Here is a 14,133-nt window from a genome sequence, read left to right on the forward strand (position 1 = left end):
TCGCGAAGCCCTGGGCGGCCCTTGGTCAGCCAGCAAAGTCGCAGCCCTGCTACGGAATTCTAGTTCAACGTTGCGGCCCCAAAGGTGGCATTGAACTGTTGGCACCAAATGGCCACGGATTGGTATTGCGCCAAATTGAGATTGTTGGGGATCACGTAACGTTGGGAACCGGAGGTTTTTTGCAACGCACTCAACACCACGTATTGGCCTTCCGTTAGTTGCATTCCCGGTCGGGCAGATCGATGCAACACCACCCTCAGAGCTGGGCCACTGTCACTGCGGAAGTTGTTGCCAAATTCCAGAATTTTCTGAGAGCCTTCCATCACGATTCGGGCTGTGCCTTGGGTGGGATGCTCCAGGGCCATGAAGTTTCCGGACTTGAGCACCCTGGTTGACTGTTTGGGCAGGGTGACGCGGCTTTGCTGGGCTAGGGTGGCAGAGGGGGTTTGTGCAACGGCCATGGCAGCAACCGGGGCGATCGCGCTCATAGCCAAAACCAACGCTACAACAGTCCGTTTCATAACCATTCAGTCCTTGGAACCTAAAGATTGGGTGACACTGAGAAACCTGGCGTGGCGACGGCAAGGCAGCACCCCTGAGGAATCCACAGGGTCTCTACACAACAAGGTTTGAGGCGATCGCGCTGGTTGGAGTTGCTGGGTTGCCTGTCCACATTTACCAAGGTAGGCGGGCAAGATGAGTCCCAGATGAGTGGGAAATGAGGCGCGACGATCGGGTCGATCGGGTTGCTAATTGCTCTGCAAATTCCCCAATTCTCAACGTTGCCAGCCCATACTCGTCGCGGTCTCAAGCCTCAAACCTTCAGAAACCAGCCCCGGCGATAGAACCCATACATGGCCAACCACCACAGCAGCACCATCGCGATCGCAAACAGCAGCGAGCCGCTCATGGGGCCCGCCCAGGAAGCGAACAGGGTTTGATAGAGCCATTGGTAGGTGCTGGGGGCATCGGGGCCGCTGCCAATGTGGGTGCGATTCAGCAGCCGACCCACCAACCCGGAACCCACAAAAGCCGTGATTGCGTTCATCCCAAAAATTTCAAAGGGGCGGCTAATGCCGTGGGCGCGCCGGATTTCCGTGAGGGCATAGCACCCTGCGAGCAAGACGATCGACCAACCGGCGGCATAGAGCGCATAGGAACTGGTCCAAAGTTGCTTATTCAGCGGTAGCGCCAAATCCCAGAGGCGACCCAGGGCGATCGCCCCTACGCCGGCCCCCGTCAAGCGCCAGGCGGTGAGGGCTTTGATGGGCTGGGTTTTCAGCCACTGCACCGCCCAATAGCCCGCTAGGGTAGACCCGATCGCGGGAAGGGTGCTCAACAGTCCTTCCGGGTCAAAGGCCACGGTTTGTTGATTCAGGGTGAGTTGGTAGAGATGACTTGCGCCGAGCAGGGTTCGATCGACCCAACCGACGATCGAACCATCAGGCGTAAGCGGCGTGGTGCTCAACAGGGCCCAATAGCCCAACCACAGGCCCGCCACGGCGATCGCTTGGGCCCGCCGAGAGCAGTGCAAAACCAGGAGCGCCGAAGCACCATAGGCCAAGGCAATCCGCTGCAAAACACCCAAAATTCGCCATTTTTCCCAGAGGAGCGGGGCCCCTTCAAACCAAGTCCGCATCAACAGGGTGGAGGCATTCAGGGCTAAGCCTAAGCCAAATAAAATCAGCACCCGTTGCAGCAATTTGCGATGGATTTGCCGCTGTTGGGGGCGATCGAGTGGGGCCTTTTCCGCCACGCGCCCCAAGGAGAAGGCCATGGCTCCCCCAACCACGAACAAAAACAGCGGAAAGACCAAATCTGTGGGCGTGAAGCCGTGCCACTCGGCGTGGAGCAGGGGGGGATAAACCTGGGCCCAACTGCCCGGATTGTTCACCAAGATCATGGCTGCGATCGCCAGACCCCGCAGCAGGTCTAAGCACCGAAACCTTGGGAGCTTGGTAGGTTCGGCGGGCAAAGGGCGATCGACCATCATGGCAAAACCGGTGGGCAATCAACCGGCGCAAACAACTGAAAGCAAGAATACAAATTTGCGATGCCAGCTTGCGATACTGGCTTGCGATAACGGCTTGCGATAGGCGCTAGGGGCGATTCGTTTGCGACGGGTCAGCCACTGAAAGCCGGGTGCTAGTCTGGACGGGGGGAAGGGGCGATCGGGTTCGGTTGAGTTTTCATTCAGCCATCCCAATTTGCCAGCTCTCGATTCCAATCCCGATTTACATCCCGATTCAGACCTCAACTCCAGTCCCGACCCGCGTGCAAACCCGTGTCCTAACCTGATTCCTGACCTATGAGCGAATTGCAAGACTCTGACCGTTTCACCCTGGCCGCGGGCGATCGGGTGCGGCTTGTGGCCCTGCCGCCCTACGTCAAAACGGCGGAACCCATGCCCATGTTGCGTCCGCCGTCGGTTTTGACGATCGGGGACTTGGGAACGGTATTGGGTTGCCGGCCCGGGAACTGTTGGGCCATTCGGTTTGCCAATGGGGCTTATCTGCTGACGGCGCAATATCTAGAACGGGTGCAGACTCCGTGAATGCTGAACCCCAATTCCTGAAGTAAATTTGCTAAGTCCTCTGAATTTTCTGATCCAATTGAGCTAGAGCAGAGACCATATGGGTGTCAGGGCGATCTATCCGGGGAGTTTTGACCCCATCACCTTGGGGCATTTGGATATCATTGAGCGAGGCTGCCAACTGTTCGATCAGGTGATTGTGGCGGTGTTGCGCAATCCCAATAAACAACCCCTGTTCGAGGTTGCCCAACGGATTGAACTGATTGAGCGATCGACCAGCCATTTAAGCAATGTTAAGGTCGATACCTTCAATGGTTTGACGGTGGAGTACGCTCGACAACAAAAGGCAACCGTATTATTACGGGGATTGCGCGTGTTGTCGGATTTTGAGTACGAGCTGCAAATGGCCCATACCAACAAGACGCTCTCCGAGGCGATCGAGACCGTCTTTTTGGCAACGCGCAATGAGTATAGTTTTTTGAGTAGTAGCCTGGTGAAAGAGATCGCCCGCTTTGGTGGCCCGGTCGATCGCCTCGTTCCCGATCCTGTTGTTGCGGAGATTCAGCGATGTTTTCCTCAGATGCCTCTGGTTTCGCCCCCCAGCCCGTAGCGGATTCGGCAGCTTCGGCGGCGGAACCAGCAGCGAATGAGACGCAATCGGCGGCGAGTCCCCAGGGGCGATCGAGCGGTTTTGATGTGCAACGGGCCCTCGATCGGCTCGAAGAAATTGTGCTGGACAGTCCCCGCATTCCCTTCGGGCGACGCACCTTGGTGGATGAGGAAGTGTTGCTGGATCAACTGGATTCGGTGCGGCTGAATTTGCCCGCCGCCTTCCGGGAGGCCGAGGCGATCGTGCGGCAACGGGAGCAAATTCTCTTTGAAGCCCAGCAGCAGGCCAAAGACATCATCGAAGGGGCCAAACAGCAGGCCGCCCGCGCCATTTCCGAAACGGAGCTGGTGCGCCATGCCCAACTAGAAGCAGACTCCATTCGGCAGCAAGTGGAAGAAGAATGCCAGGCCGCACGCGATCGGCTGCTGAATGAATTAGACCAAACGCGCCAGGCCGCCGCCGCTGAGTTGGAAGAAATGCGGCGGGCCGCCATTTCGGAATGCGAAGCCATCCAAGATGGGGCCGATGATTATGCCGATCGGGTCTTGGGCAGCATTGAGCGGCAACTGGGCGACATGCTGCGGGTCATTCGCAACGGTCGCCAACAGTTACAGCAAGAAGCCGATCGCGCCATGGGCAAGTTGGGCAAATAGTCAAAACCCGTGCGGAGTTGCCCCTAATTGCTCAGCTCAATTACTCAGCTCAATTACTCAGCTTAATTGCTCAGTTCAATTGCTCAATTCGCCATCTTCCAAGTGGGCCACCCGATCGGCAATATCCATAATTCGGGGATCGTGGGTCACAATCACGATCGTGCTGCCATCTTCCTTGGCCAAACTCCGCAACAGTTCCATCACCCCATGACCATTGCGGGAGTCCAACGCGGCCGTTGGTTCATCGGCCAAAATCAGCGGTGGATGGCCCGCCAAGGCCCGGGCGATCGCCACCCGTTGTTTTTCCCCACCCGACATCACCTTGGGCAGATGATCCGCTCGATGGCTCAAGGCCACGCGATCGAGCAACTTTCGCGCCATCTTCTTAGCCTGGGGGCCGCGAATGCCCTTTAAATTCAGGGCTACTTCCACGTTTTCCGCCGCCGACAGAGCCGGGAACAGATTGAACCCCTGAAACACAAATCCAATATTTTGGAGCCGGAAATTAGCCAACTGCTTTGGAGCCAACTGGGTAATTGCCTGGCCCAGCAGATCCACATGGCCGCTAGTGGGGGTCAAAATGCCCGCCAAAATTGACAGCAGCGTGGTTTTGCCCGACCCCGACGGCCCCATCAGCAATTGAATGTCTCCCCGCTTCACCCGCAGGCTCACATCCTTCAGCACATGGATGGCTTCATCGCCGCTGCTGTAGCGCATGTCAACATGCCGCGCGTCGATCGCCCAAGTACAATCGCCTTTGCCCTCATGGCAGCGATCGCGACGGATCAGGGGTGGCGACACCGGAGCGGTTAAAGCGGGCGCAGTCGTGAAATTGGTAGACGCGGTCATGGGGGAAACGGCTGGTTTAAGGATGGGAGATGATACCGATTCGATCGAGGTGGGTGGTGGGGGTAGAGCTTAGTGTAAGCGGTTAACCGACCTGGCCGAGGTGACTAATCGATCAGTTCTTGGCGATCGGGAACAGGAGGCCCGTTAACCACTTCATTAATTGTCTATAGCTCTCCATTTTAGAATTGTCTATTTTCAAGGTTGCCCAGGATTGGGGGAAATTTTGGGAATTCGCGACTCCAGGCGATCGATATCTCCAGTTTCAGCCACGGGGATTCATTTATTTCCGTCCATGACAGACAATTTCAGAAGCGGCCACAAAAATAGCCCAGCGAGAAAAGCAAGCCGAAAACAGGTCAAAAATCACTCACAGGCGACTCAAAAGCAACGTTAATCAAAACATAGAGTGATCCTCAATTGCCGGAAGATATGAAATAAATGACTAAGATGATGATCAACAAAGCAATCAGAGAAAGCATTTTATTGCAAGAAAGAAACGAGAAAATATAGAAGTAATATTAAAGCAATCTTAAGCTGATTTTCAAGAAATGAGAAAACGATAATGAAGCAAAGATTGGGTAATGGGGCGATCGATTAGTTTCCAATTAATTTTTTGATTTTTCAATTCATTTGTCTTGATTGACTCAAGAATGCTGATTGATATGAATTGCGAATCATTAAAACCGAAAACAACCACGAATGACCGATCAGTAACTCATGCAAAACTGATTCATGATTAATGAATCACTCATGAACGGCTAAGGATGGGGCACACTGGGGCACACACTGATTGATCGCATCTTAGCGCAATCGCCGGGTCATGATGGCTCTTTCTAGGCCTTGAAAACCACGGCGGGGTCAATGCGATTAACCTTTTGAATGGCAAACAGGGCCGAGCTGACACACATCACCACCGTCACGCCAAAGGTCAAAAAGGCGCTGAGGGGCGTAATGGCAATGACGACACCGGCTGTGGTGGCAAATTGCGCCACGCCCAAACAAAGGCCCATGCCGGGTAAATATCCCAAGACGGCCATCCAAAGGGACTGCTCAACAATAATGCCGCGCAAAACCCAACTGGAAGCGCCCATGGCCTTGAGGGTGGCGAATTCGCGGACGCGCTCGCTGGCGGAGGCGTAAAGAATTTGGCCCACGATCGCGATGCCCACGATCGCCCCGACGATCGCCCCAAGGGTCAAGATAAACCCCACCCCCGTTCGATCGCGCCAGTAGGTTTGCGAGAGGCGGGACAACTCCGCGCGGGTGAAGGCTCGGGAGTCTGGCAAGGCCGCCTCAATGCGGCGCTGGAGGTCTGGAATCGAGCTGCCCGGCTTGGCCCGCACCAAAATAAAGTTAACCGGGTCGGATGCATTGAGCGATCGAGGTGGCACGGGGCGATCGGCTCCGGTGGGCTTGGGGCTGACCCGATTCACACAATCCAGTCCCCCATCGGGCTGCACACTACAGGTCAACCGCGATTCTCGCCCAGCACTCAGCAGGCTGTTGGCCGAAACGGCAGACATAAACAAAAACGGGCTGAACACGATCGATTGCAGCCCCTGGCCCACCGCGCCCACTTGCAATGGGGTGGAACCCACCGTGCCCCGATCGCCCACCCGCGACAGCCCCAACTTCCGAAGATTCGTCACGTCGGTGATCGCCCGGTAAGGTTGTTGAACTTCGGTTGCTCGGCCTTGGGTCAGGTTCCAAGGTTGAAATAACACCCCATCCGGCTGATAGCCCAAGGTAATCACCGACTCAATCCGATTGTTGGGAGCACGCCACAGCACTTTGCCAAAAATCAGCGGCTCCGCCCGTTCCACCCCCGCCAACCGCTGGACACGGCTCAGGTGGTCGAAGGACAGGGGCAGGGTCAGTTCCAGATGCACCAAGTCCTTGGACGTGACCCAAATATCGGCCTTGGAGCGATCGACCAGCAGCGATGTGGATTCTGTGAAGCCGCGAAACACGCCCGTTTGGATCGTCACCAGGCTCACGGCAAACAGAATTCCCGCTTGGGCCACCAACAGGCGCGGAATATCTTCAAATAGATTTTTACGGGCGATCGAGGGCATAGACCACCTAAAAAAGAATCGCCAAGCAGTTCATCAGACCGAGCAATCAGTGCCGTCAGAATCGAGAGATGCACGCCAATGACCAGAGCGGATAAGCTAGGTGTTCTAGTCAGTTTTTTGTATTGCAGTTTTGACGGTTCATCGACAGCAGATGCGTCCCAAATTAACAGATTTAAACGATTGGTATCGGGCTGAGTTACTGATGCAGCCAGCCTTCCTGCGAACGATCGACAACATTCGCAAGCAACTGGAATCTTCCGGCTGGAAAGGAACCTACGAAGAATTTCCCGTCTTTCCCTACGGCACGTCTGAAGAAATCCAAACCCGTGTCACCCTCTTGCAGCAGGAACTAACCACCGCCAGCGGCGAACGGGCGGCGGAAATTACGGCGGCGTTGGATGACTTGCCGCAACCCTATCCGGGCTATTGGTTCACCCTGGAGCACGATGGCCAGTCCACGCGCGTTGACGTGTGGGAACTGTGCTACAGCATTTGCTTCCGCGACTACCAAGCCCTCAGCACCCTCAGTGCGGGCGATGAGGTGATGGTCACCATTGATTTGGATTTGATTGGGGAGGATGGGGATGTGGACTGGCATCGGCTGGATGAAAAAGCCCAGCGGGTGGTAGCGCAAGTGTTCGATCGCCTAGCAAACATCATCAACTAGCGCTCTCCACTAGCACCCTCCGCTAATACCTTGTTCGTGGGCTGAATGGGGTGGCAGGTTCCGCTGGCCCTAGCGCAACGAATTGAGGTCGATCGCCCCCACGCCGCCCCGTTGAATTTGGCGCAAAATAATTCCAAACTGCCACCAAACCGTCAGCGCTCCACCCACCGCCACCGGCACGGAAAGTTTATAGGACAGGTCGATCGGGAACGCGAAGCACTGCAACGTGGCCGCCAAAAAAAAGCCAGCCCCGCCGGCCATCCCCACAAAGGGGAGCCACAACTCAGGCCCTTTCATGGCCGCTGGATCCCGATCGGGTGACTTGAGCCAAACTCGCCCCTGTTCGCGCAAACTTTTCGCAAAGGCCAACCCCGACAGCGCTCCCGCCGCAACCCCGGCCGCCAACAACACGTAGGGCGATCCGCCGCTGGTGTAATCCATTGTTTCTATTAATGACGTTCAAAGCTTATATTCCAAGGCGTTTATTCTATCGTCTCTATTGCCAATGTAGACTAGATGTGAACGATGGGTGTTATCTCCAACCGAACGGGTTCAGGCTCACGGAACCCAACCCAACCAGCATGGCCCCACAGACCACAATTCTCGCAATTCTCAACGTTGCCAGTGGTCGCGGTGGGGGGTAACTTTGTGCTTGTCTGCGTCTAGGAAGTTTTGGCCCCCACCCGATCGCACCGCAGCTACGGTGATTGGCTCCAGGGGGTTAATCAAAAGAAAGTTACCGTTGACTAACAGGGGGGAAACGGGAAATTTTCTAAATTCATCGAAAAATTCATCGAATTCAACAAATTCACCGATCGCCCGTGAGGATTCGTATCTGTGAGTTGCCCAATGAGTCATTCAATGACAACATTGCCTGTCATGACGACCTCCATTATTCCGGTCATTAGCTTGCCCGCCGGGCCCCTGGCCCAGGCCCCAACCACCCCGGCTCCTGCTAATAATTTGTGGCTCATGAGCAGTGGCGCTTTGGCAGTGTTACTGGTCGCTGGTGGTGTTTATTTCAAGCTAGAAACAGACAAGCTCCAAAAGAGAATTCGTGCAGAAGAATTCCGAGTTCGTGAACTCAAAAAACGCCTTGACTTAGCCCTCAAAAGCATTCACAAGATGGAAGCAAATCCCGATCTTGTGAATTCTCGTGAGTTCAACTTGGATTACTTGCGAATGCGGATGCAGGAGGAGATCTTCCACTTCGCGATCGTGAATCAGATCAAGATGAAGATCAAAACCATGGTGTCCGTGGCCCTGCGGCCGACCCAACAACAGGCTGGCACTCAAAACAACGCGCAGACCAACCAAGGCCGCCAAGTGGATCAGCTCTTTGATGTGGAGTATGAAACTTGCACAGACGGCGTGAAGCGGGTGAAGCGGGTGTTGTTTCGAGTGCAGGTGCGCATCACCAAATTGCCCACCCAGCCCACTTCTCGGACGATCGAGGAAATCATCAACTGCCTGGAGCGCTACCTCAGTTTGGCGGATGATGATGACGATCGGTGGCAACCGACGATCCAGGGGCGCATCGTCACCATCAGTTGGGATCAAAAGGCCAAACCCACGCCGCTGCTGGTGTTGGAGCAGTCCGGCGAGGGCATGAATGTTACCCTCAAGACGCGGCGTGCGGCCGGTGCGGCTAAGTAGGCGGGTTGCTGTATTTTGATTCTGCGCAACCGATGAGAGTCTATGGCGGTTGATTTAGGGGCGGCTGATTTGAGGGCGGCTGATTTGAGGGCGGTTGAATCGGGAGCGGTTTATTTGGGGTTTGATCCAGGCAGCGCCAAATGTGGATTGGCGGTGCTGCGATCGAGTGGCGAGATTTTGGCCCATGAGGTGGTGCGATCGGACAGGGCGATCGAGCAATTGCGCCAATGGCAGCAACAATACCAAGCCACGGCCATCATTATGGGTGACCAAACCACTTCCAAGGCCTGGGTCAGCCGTCTGGAACAGGGTTGGCCCGATGCCCCCCCGATCCAACGGGTCGATGAACGCTACAGCACCCTAGCCGCGCGCGATCGCTACTGGGAACTCTATCCGCCTCGGGGTTGGCGAAAGTTGCTGCCTCGGGGCCTGCGCCAGCCGCCCCGCCCGGTGGATGATATTGCGGCAATCGTTTTGGTGGAGCGGTTTTTAGCGAATAGCTCTCCCAAGAACTGAATTTCGCAGAGAAATTTCACAGAGAAAATTTCGCAGAGAAATTCCGCCGGGTGCATTCAGCCTGCTCAAAGCTCTGGGCTAAATCCCGCGCGGCAGATGTCGGACGGCACGCTTGGCGCGATCGGACACGGGCCAACGCCACACATCTTCAAAGAGCCAAACCAAATTGTGCTGGGTGGTTTCGCTGAGGGCAATGATCCAGTTGTCCACGGCTGCTTGGGTGCTGGTGGCATCGGGGCGATCGCGCACGGCGGCCCACAACCGCTTAGCAAAGGTGGGATCGTTGGGACTGTAGCGATCGCGCACTTCCAGCAGCATGGCCGCCCACAATTCCGGCGCACCAATGCAAATTCCCCGCTCGGAACAGAGGGGGTTTTTGGGAGCTTGACCCGATCGCAGGGTGTTGTGCCAATTCAAAGTGCGATCGGCTTGATAGCGCCATAGGAGCGATCGCAAATCCTGACGATAAATTTCAAACGGCGTGCCATACACCGATCCCGGCTCAATTTGCAGCACGTCCAACACTTCCAAACGCATAAAAGCTGCAAACCCGGTGCGTACTGTAACGCTGGCATCAGCTCCCTGATATTCCAGTTTTTTGGCATAGGATTTCAGCCAAAAATTGCGCCCCAATTCATAAATGGGCAGGGTCTCAAACTCGCCGGTTTTCTGATAGTTTCTGTAAAGATCTTGGAAATAAGGAGCCTTCACCTCAATGCCGGTGCTGGAGATGTAGCCACAGCCACCACCACAGGTTTTGGGAACAATGGCCACCGTTCCCAATTGATCGCGAATGGTGGGGCTGTAGGGGGTGGGTTTGCCGGCCACGGCTTCGGCATAGAAATCATAGGCGCGATCAACCAGTTCAATCAGGGGTTGCAATCGTTCCGGCTCCCAAGTTCCCTCCGGCAACAGCCACACCAAATTGCGGCCGCGATAGGGATATAACTGCAACTCGGTTCGATCAAACGCCACGTAGGGAATGGGAGCCGGCCGGGCCGGTTGGGATGGCTCGATCGCCCCGGCCGCCCCGGCCGCCAACCACAGCAACCCCGCCCCCAGACAACCCAACCAAACCCGCCGGACTGATCCCCGCCGAGGACTAAGCCCGCCGAATCCAGCCATTGAGCGTGAACCGGCCATGGTCAAATTGGCGCGACGGACAAACAACGGGCAGCACTTCATGTTTACAGCGACTATCAAAAAAGACAATCCGATTATTCAGCGGTTCAATGGTCTCGAAGCGATCGGACGCGGTTACCATGGGCCCGCTGATATCCGTTTCATACATTCGCAATTCACCACCCGAAAATCGCTTCGGTTCCTGATAGAAATAGTAAACATAGGTCAGGACGCGCGTGGCCGTTTCTGGACTGCCTGAATCGTTGTGAATTTTATAAAAACAGCCATCATTGTGAGCCGTTAGCTGCATCTCAACTTGTCCCGGCTCAAAGCCAGGCATTCCCAATTGCTGCACAACCGTTGGCAATAGACCAATTAACCGTTGGCGCAAGAGTTCGTAGAGATCTGGATAGAGCGTGGCATACAAAATACTGGAGCGACGGTAATCGCTGGCGTTGGTTGTGGTTTTGGAACCAACGAATTGATCGGCCTTATTCAAGGCCGTGCTGAGGGCAAATTGATGCTCTTCATGACTTAGAAAGTTGTCAATTTCTAAAACCGTTGGCTCCAAAATTTGGTCATTGCGAGCCGCTGAAGGAGCAGTCGCAACGGGGTAAGCCAGGGACTGATATTGGGTGGTGGCGGTGCTGTCTGAATGGGGGCGATCGAGGCCGATGGCGGGCTGGCCCTTGGCAGCGGATCGCAATCTTGCGTCCAGTGGCGATGCTGACCGCGATTCCGGGCCCGGGTTCGTCAGGCGTTGGGTCAGTTGCGGCAATTCCCAACCATTGGTGTTGAGACCTTCGATCGGGTCGGTTCCATGGGCCAATTCCAAAACACGCAGGGCCACCAAGGTTCGATCGCGCAATGACAGTTCAGGAGAGTCCAGCGCTTCATTGAGGGTGCTCACTGCTCGATCGAGCAGGCCCTGCATTTCGTCTGATTGAGTCACCGTTTATGGGGGGCGTTAGGTTGCCAGAGGTTTATCCAGGAATCAACCATCGGCGTTGATTCCTGTGGATTCCTTCCGTCTTATCAGATCGATCGGGAATCTGAGAACTGATTGCGGCGGCCATCTTGATTCCCTGGAGGAAAAGCCCTGACGATCAATCTTGTCCAAATTTCTAACCAAATTTCTAGCCAGATTTCTGGCCCAGGTTTCTCGCCATGCTCCTAAGTAGAAGGAAGGGCCCGCAATCGTTCATCCAAATAACTACGATCGGCCACGCTGTGAAACAGGGGCCCCCGATCGCTCATTTCCACCACATTCAACCCCGCCACCGGCAACGAGAAGCGATCGCGATAGCGACCCACATCAATGCCCATCAGCACACAAAGCAAAATCCGAATCGTTGCCTTATGGGACACCAACAGCACTGAACCTGTGGGGTGACGACGCTCAATTTCGTCCAAGACCAATGAAGCTCGGCGGGCAATGTCCACACCCCGCTCGCCTCCCGTGGGCGCATTCCAAGCCGGATCCGTCAGCCACCGCACATAGTCATCGTGATAGATTCGATCGACCTCGCGGGGGTGCAACCCTTCCCACTTCCCGTAGGCAATTTCCCTTAGCCCATCTCGCAACTGCATATTCAGCCCCGTCATTTCGCACAGAGGCGTTGCAGTCTGGATCGCGCGGCGCAGCGGACTGGTGTAGATGGCTGTCCACTCAAGGGAGGCATAGGCGATCGCGAACTTCTCAGCCATTTCATGCCCCTCGGGCGTGAGGCCGGGATCATTTTCAGGCGTGCCGCAATAACCACCGGATGCACTGTAGGCCGTCTGAGCATGACGCAAGAAGAAGAGCTTAAGAGCCATGGTGGAGTTCGATCGACATGGAGCTTCAATGGTTCAATCCTAGATTCAATCCTAGGACTGAAAAGGAGTAGTGGAAAAATTAGACGGTCTCCATGAAGGCACTTGTCAGACATCTGCTCGGAGCAGTTCAATCCGGAGATAAGCTAAATCCGGCAATTTAGGGCCAATCAACAGCGCTATGGCTAACGATCGAATCTTGAAGTCTGGCCCAGGATGGCGATTGGGCTGGCAGCCTTCGGCCACGAAATTTTCGGGATTGGTGGGCAGTGATGATTGGGCTGTGGAGCTGACGGAGCCGGAGTTAACCGACTTTTGCCGACTGCTCGATCGCCTGGTGGATTCAGTGCGGGCGATCGCCGATGAGTTGATGCCCGAGGAAAAAATTGCTTGCGAGGTGGAGAGCGATCGGCTCTGGCTGGGGGCCGAGGGCTACGCAGATGCTTTTGGGGTGCGGTTTGTGTTGCTGTCGGGGCGGGGCGCTGAAGGGGGATGGCCGCCGGAAGCGGTGGATGGGTTGGTGCAGGCGGCCCGCACGATCAGGCTGTTTTAGCGCCCTTTCTCAAGGCTATCTCTCAACGCCATCTCTCAACGCGATTCCCGAGCATCATGCCTCACCAGAACGCCACGACGCTGAACGGTGGCTCAATGTTCAGCGTCGATCGCGCCCTTGGGTGGCGGGAGTTGAGATTGAAGGCGCAACAGTTCGATCGGCATTCCATCCGGATCTGCGATGAATGCCACCTCATAGACCTGATCGCCAATCATTTGCTGGCAAGGGGCCAACAACAGGGGCAAGGGCTGCGGAGCCAAGCGATCGCCCATCAGACGCAACCAATCTGGCAGCGTTTCTGGGCGATCGGGCGATTGGGCCAAATCTAGCGACAAATGGTAGTAGCCCACATAATGCTCATTGCCAAAGGGATCGGGCGGCGATTGGGGTTCCGGCACTTGCAGCAGCTCAATCCGTCCCCCCCAACCTTCCATCCAACAGGCCAGAGTCATACCCGCCGTGAACCGTTCGACCATCCCAAACCCGATCGCCTCATAAAACGCGATCGCCCGGTGAATATCCGCCGTTTTTAAGGAAACATGGTGCATTGCGCCGCTACCGCCCCCCCTTGGGCTACTCAAACAGCCGGAAATAGGGATAGCGCACCGGCACACCCGGTTCCTTGTCCAACACAAAATTAATCACATCCCAACAGGGATCCGCCGCTTCCGTGGCGCTGAACTCCACCGGCAAGCCATAAAGCCGCGGCCGACCGTCGGAACTGGGATTGCGCGGGTTTGCCCGATCGAGATAGGACGCAATGAGGGTTTGGTAACGATGGGCAACGGTTACCTTCGTGGCCCGGAAGCCTTGGGTATAGAGCCGATCGAGCGCTTCATGAATTTCAAAGCGAATGCCGTCGGGGTGCGTGTGCTGGCGATACCATTCACCTTCCCACTGCCGCCAATGGCGACTGGATTGCAAATGCACCAGTTCTTTAGTGTTGGGGTCGGCTTCAAAGGCCCCATGCCGAGGGCAAAGGTACGTGTCCGTAAGGGTCAGGGCCGGGATCGGCTGCCGACAATGGGGACACAAAATTTCTGGGCCAAAGATGGGATATTGCAACGTCGGATTCAGCATGGGT

General features: G+C 55.7%; 17 protein-coding genes. 7 read left to right on the forward strand and 10 right to left on the reverse strand.

All coding sequences use genetic code 11. From position 1 onward, the window contains the following. Positions 1 to 59 precede the first annotated feature (59 nt). Complete coding sequence (locus ACZA91_RS16335) at positions 60 to 521, reverse strand: DM13 domain-containing protein (protein ID WP_099533232.1); 462 nt, start codon at positions 519 to 521, stop codon at positions 60 to 62. A 293-nt stretch (positions 522 to 814) separates the two neighbouring features. Then, complete coding sequence (locus tag ACZA91_RS16340; protein WP_199309266.1) at positions 815 to 2,011, reverse strand: acyltransferase family protein; 1,197 nt, start codon at positions 2,009 to 2,011, stop codon at positions 815 to 817. A 297-nt stretch (positions 2,012 to 2,308) separates the two neighbouring features. On the opposite strand from ACZA91_RS16340, the gene sipA reads away from it, so the two are divergent. The 3 genes from sipA to ACZA91_RS16355 all read left to right on the forward strand — a co-directional run bounded on the left by sipA (position 2,309) and on the right by ACZA91_RS16355 (position 3,796). Next, on the forward strand, positions 2,309 to 2,554 hold the full coding sequence (gene sipA, locus ACZA91_RS16345) for a regulatory protein SipA (RefSeq protein WP_099533234.1): 246 nt from the start codon (positions 2,309 to 2,311) through the stop codon (positions 2,552 to 2,554). A gap of 79 nt (positions 2,555 to 2,633) precedes the next feature. Further along, positions 2,634 to 3,143 carry a pantetheine-phosphate adenylyltransferase gene (gene coaD / locus ACZA91_RS16350; RefSeq protein WP_099533235.1) on the forward strand — a complete coding sequence of 170 codons (510 nt, stop codon included), beginning with the start codon at positions 2,634 to 2,636 and terminating at the stop codon, positions 3,141 to 3,143. Then, positions 3,101 to 3,796 (forward strand): ATP synthase subunit B family protein, encoded by a 696-nt coding sequence (locus ACZA91_RS16355; RefSeq protein WP_190534140.1) that lies wholly within the window; start codon positions 3,101 to 3,103, stop codon positions 3,794 to 3,796. The genes coaD and ACZA91_RS16355 overlap by 43 nt, the downstream gene beginning before the upstream one ends. 75 nt (positions 3,797 to 3,871) lie before the next feature. Here the strand turns inward: ACZA91_RS16355 and ACZA91_RS16360 are convergent, their stop codons facing one another. Further along, positions 3,872 to 4,513 (reverse strand): ABC transporter ATP-binding protein, encoded by a 642-nt coding sequence (locus ACZA91_RS16360; RefSeq protein WP_463186462.1) that lies wholly within the window; start codon positions 4,511 to 4,513, stop codon positions 3,872 to 3,874. Positions 4,514 to 5,478: 965 nt separating this feature from the next. Continuing rightward, the gene (locus ACZA91_RS16365; RefSeq protein ID WP_190355005.1) at positions 5,479 to 6,720 is read right to left on the reverse strand and encodes an FtsX-like permease family protein; all 1,242 of its coding nucleotides are present in this window, start codon (positions 6,718 to 6,720) and stop codon (positions 5,479 to 5,481) included. 151 nt (positions 6,721 to 6,871) lie between these two features. On the opposite strand from ACZA91_RS16365, the gene ACZA91_RS16370 reads away from it, so the two are divergent. After that, positions 6,872 to 7,387 carry a hypothetical protein gene (locus tag ACZA91_RS16370; protein ID WP_099533238.1) on the forward strand — a complete coding sequence of 172 codons (516 nt, stop codon included), beginning with the start codon at positions 6,872 to 6,874 and terminating at the stop codon, positions 7,385 to 7,387. Positions 7,388 to 7,456: 69 nt separating this feature from the next. Here ACZA91_RS16370 and ACZA91_RS16375 read toward each other — a convergent pair whose 3' ends face one another. Beyond that, positions 7,457 to 7,828, reverse strand: a complete 372-nt coding sequence (locus tag ACZA91_RS16375; RefSeq protein ID WP_099533239.1) for a hypothetical protein — start codon at positions 7,826 to 7,828, stop codon at positions 7,457 to 7,459. 438 nt (positions 7,829 to 8,266) lie between these two features. Between ACZA91_RS16375 and ACZA91_RS16380 the strand changes: the two genes are divergently transcribed. Then, positions 8,267 to 9,043, forward strand: coding sequence for a hypothetical protein (locus ACZA91_RS16380; protein WP_190534131.1), 777 nt, complete (start codon positions 8,267 to 8,269; stop codon positions 9,041 to 9,043). A gap of 42 nt (positions 9,044 to 9,085) precedes the next feature. Next, a complete protein-coding gene (gene ruvX / locus ACZA91_RS16385) occupies positions 9,086 to 9,559 on the forward strand; it encodes a Holliday junction resolvase RuvX (protein WP_463183454.1) in 474 nt (157 codons plus the stop codon). 78 nt (positions 9,560 to 9,637) lie between these two features. Here the strand turns inward: ruvX and ACZA91_RS16390 are convergent, their stop codons facing one another. From ACZA91_RS16390 to ACZA91_RS16400, 3 genes are all read right to left on the reverse strand, one after another. After that, positions 9,638 to 10,684, reverse strand: a complete 1,047-nt coding sequence (locus ACZA91_RS16390) for a hypothetical protein (protein ID WP_463183456.1) — start codon at positions 10,682 to 10,684, stop codon at positions 9,638 to 9,640. After that, the gene (locus ACZA91_RS16395; RefSeq protein ID WP_463183458.1) at positions 10,662 to 11,633 is read right to left on the reverse strand and encodes a 2OG-Fe(II) oxygenase; all 972 of its coding nucleotides are present in this window, start codon (positions 11,631 to 11,633) and stop codon (positions 10,662 to 10,664) included. Before ACZA91_RS16395 ends, ACZA91_RS16390 begins: the two co-directional genes overlap by 23 nt. A 221-nt stretch (positions 11,634 to 11,854) precedes the next feature. Further along, positions 11,855 to 12,499, reverse strand: coding sequence for a histidine phosphatase family protein (locus tag ACZA91_RS16400; protein WP_099533244.1), 645 nt, complete (start codon positions 12,497 to 12,499; stop codon positions 11,855 to 11,857). A 178-nt stretch (positions 12,500 to 12,677) separates the two neighbouring features. Between ACZA91_RS16400 and ACZA91_RS16405 the strand changes: the two genes are divergently transcribed. Further along, entirely contained in the window at positions 12,678 to 13,049 is a 372-nt protein-coding gene (locus ACZA91_RS16405) for a DUF1818 family protein (protein ID WP_463183461.1), read from the forward strand. 92 nt (positions 13,050 to 13,141) lie between these two features. Here the strand turns inward: ACZA91_RS16405 and ACZA91_RS16410 are convergent, their stop codons facing one another. Further along, on the reverse strand, positions 13,142 to 13,597 hold the full coding sequence (locus ACZA91_RS16410) for a VOC family protein (protein WP_463186463.1): 456 nt from the start codon (positions 13,595 to 13,597) through the stop codon (positions 13,142 to 13,144). Between the two features lie 25 nt (positions 13,598 to 13,622). Next, positions 13,623 to 14,129, reverse strand: a complete 507-nt coding sequence (locus ACZA91_RS16415) for a TIGR02652 family protein (protein ID WP_099533247.1) — start codon at positions 14,127 to 14,129, stop codon at positions 13,623 to 13,625. Between the last annotated feature and the right edge of the window lie 4 nt (positions 14,130 to 14,133).

This window comes from Limnothrix sp. CMB-01, from assembly GCF_055193175.1.

What these genes read in the sequence shown, in the direction of transcription:
- ACZA91_RS16335 (WP_099533232.1), bottom strand. Translation starts at nt 521, where the DNA reads ATGAAACGGACTGTTGTAGCGTTGGTTTTGGCTATGAGCGCGATCGCC.
- sipA (WP_099533234.1), top strand. Translation starts at nt 2,309, where the DNA reads ATGAGCGAATTGCAAGACTCTGACCGTTTCACCCTGGCCGCGGGCGAT.
- coaD (WP_099533235.1), top strand. Translation starts at nt 2,634, where the DNA reads ATGGGTGTCAGGGCGATCTATCCGGGGAGTTTTGACCCCATCACCTTG.
- ACZA91_RS16355 (WP_190534140.1), top strand. Translation starts at nt 3,101, where the DNA reads ATGTTTTCCTCAGATGCCTCTGGTTTCGCCCCCCAGCCCGTAGCGGAT.
- ACZA91_RS16360 (WP_463186462.1), bottom strand. Translation starts at nt 4,513, where the DNA reads ATGCGCTACAGCAGCGGCGATGAAGCCATCCATGTGCTGAAGGATGTG.
- ACZA91_RS16365 (WP_190355005.1), bottom strand. Translation starts at nt 6,720, where the DNA reads ATGCCCTCGATCGCCCGTAAAAATCTATTTGAAGATATTCCGCGCCTG.
- ACZA91_RS16370 (WP_099533238.1), top strand. Translation starts at nt 6,872, where the DNA reads ATGCGTCCCAAATTAACAGATTTAAACGATTGGTATCGGGCTGAGTTA.
- ACZA91_RS16375 (WP_099533239.1), bottom strand. Translation starts at nt 7,828, where the DNA reads ATGGATTACACCAGCGGCGGATCGCCCTACGTGTTGTTGGCGGCCGGG.
- ACZA91_RS16380 (WP_190534131.1), top strand. Translation starts at nt 8,267, where the DNA reads ATGACGACCTCCATTATTCCGGTCATTAGCTTGCCCGCCGGGCCCCTG.
- ruvX (WP_463183454.1), top strand. Translation starts at nt 9,086, where the DNA reads ATGGCGGTTGATTTAGGGGCGGCTGATTTGAGGGCGGCTGATTTGAGG.
- ACZA91_RS16390 (WP_463183456.1), bottom strand. Translation starts at nt 10,684, where the DNA reads ATGGCTGGATTCGGCGGGCTTAGTCCTCGGCGGGGATCAGTCCGGCGG.
- ACZA91_RS16400 (WP_099533244.1), bottom strand. Translation starts at nt 12,499, where the DNA reads ATGGCTCTTAAGCTCTTCTTCTTGCGTCATGCTCAGACGGCCTACAGT.
- ACZA91_RS16405 (WP_463183461.1), top strand. Translation starts at nt 12,678, where the DNA reads ATGGCTAACGATCGAATCTTGAAGTCTGGCCCAGGATGGCGATTGGGC.
- ACZA91_RS16410 (WP_463186463.1), bottom strand. Translation starts at nt 13,597, where the DNA reads ATGCACCATGTTTCCTTAAAAACGGCGGATATTCACCGGGCGATCGCG.
- ACZA91_RS16415 (WP_099533247.1), bottom strand. Translation starts at nt 14,129, where the DNA reads ATGCTGAATCCGACGTTGCAATATCCCATCTTTGGCCCAGAAATTTTG.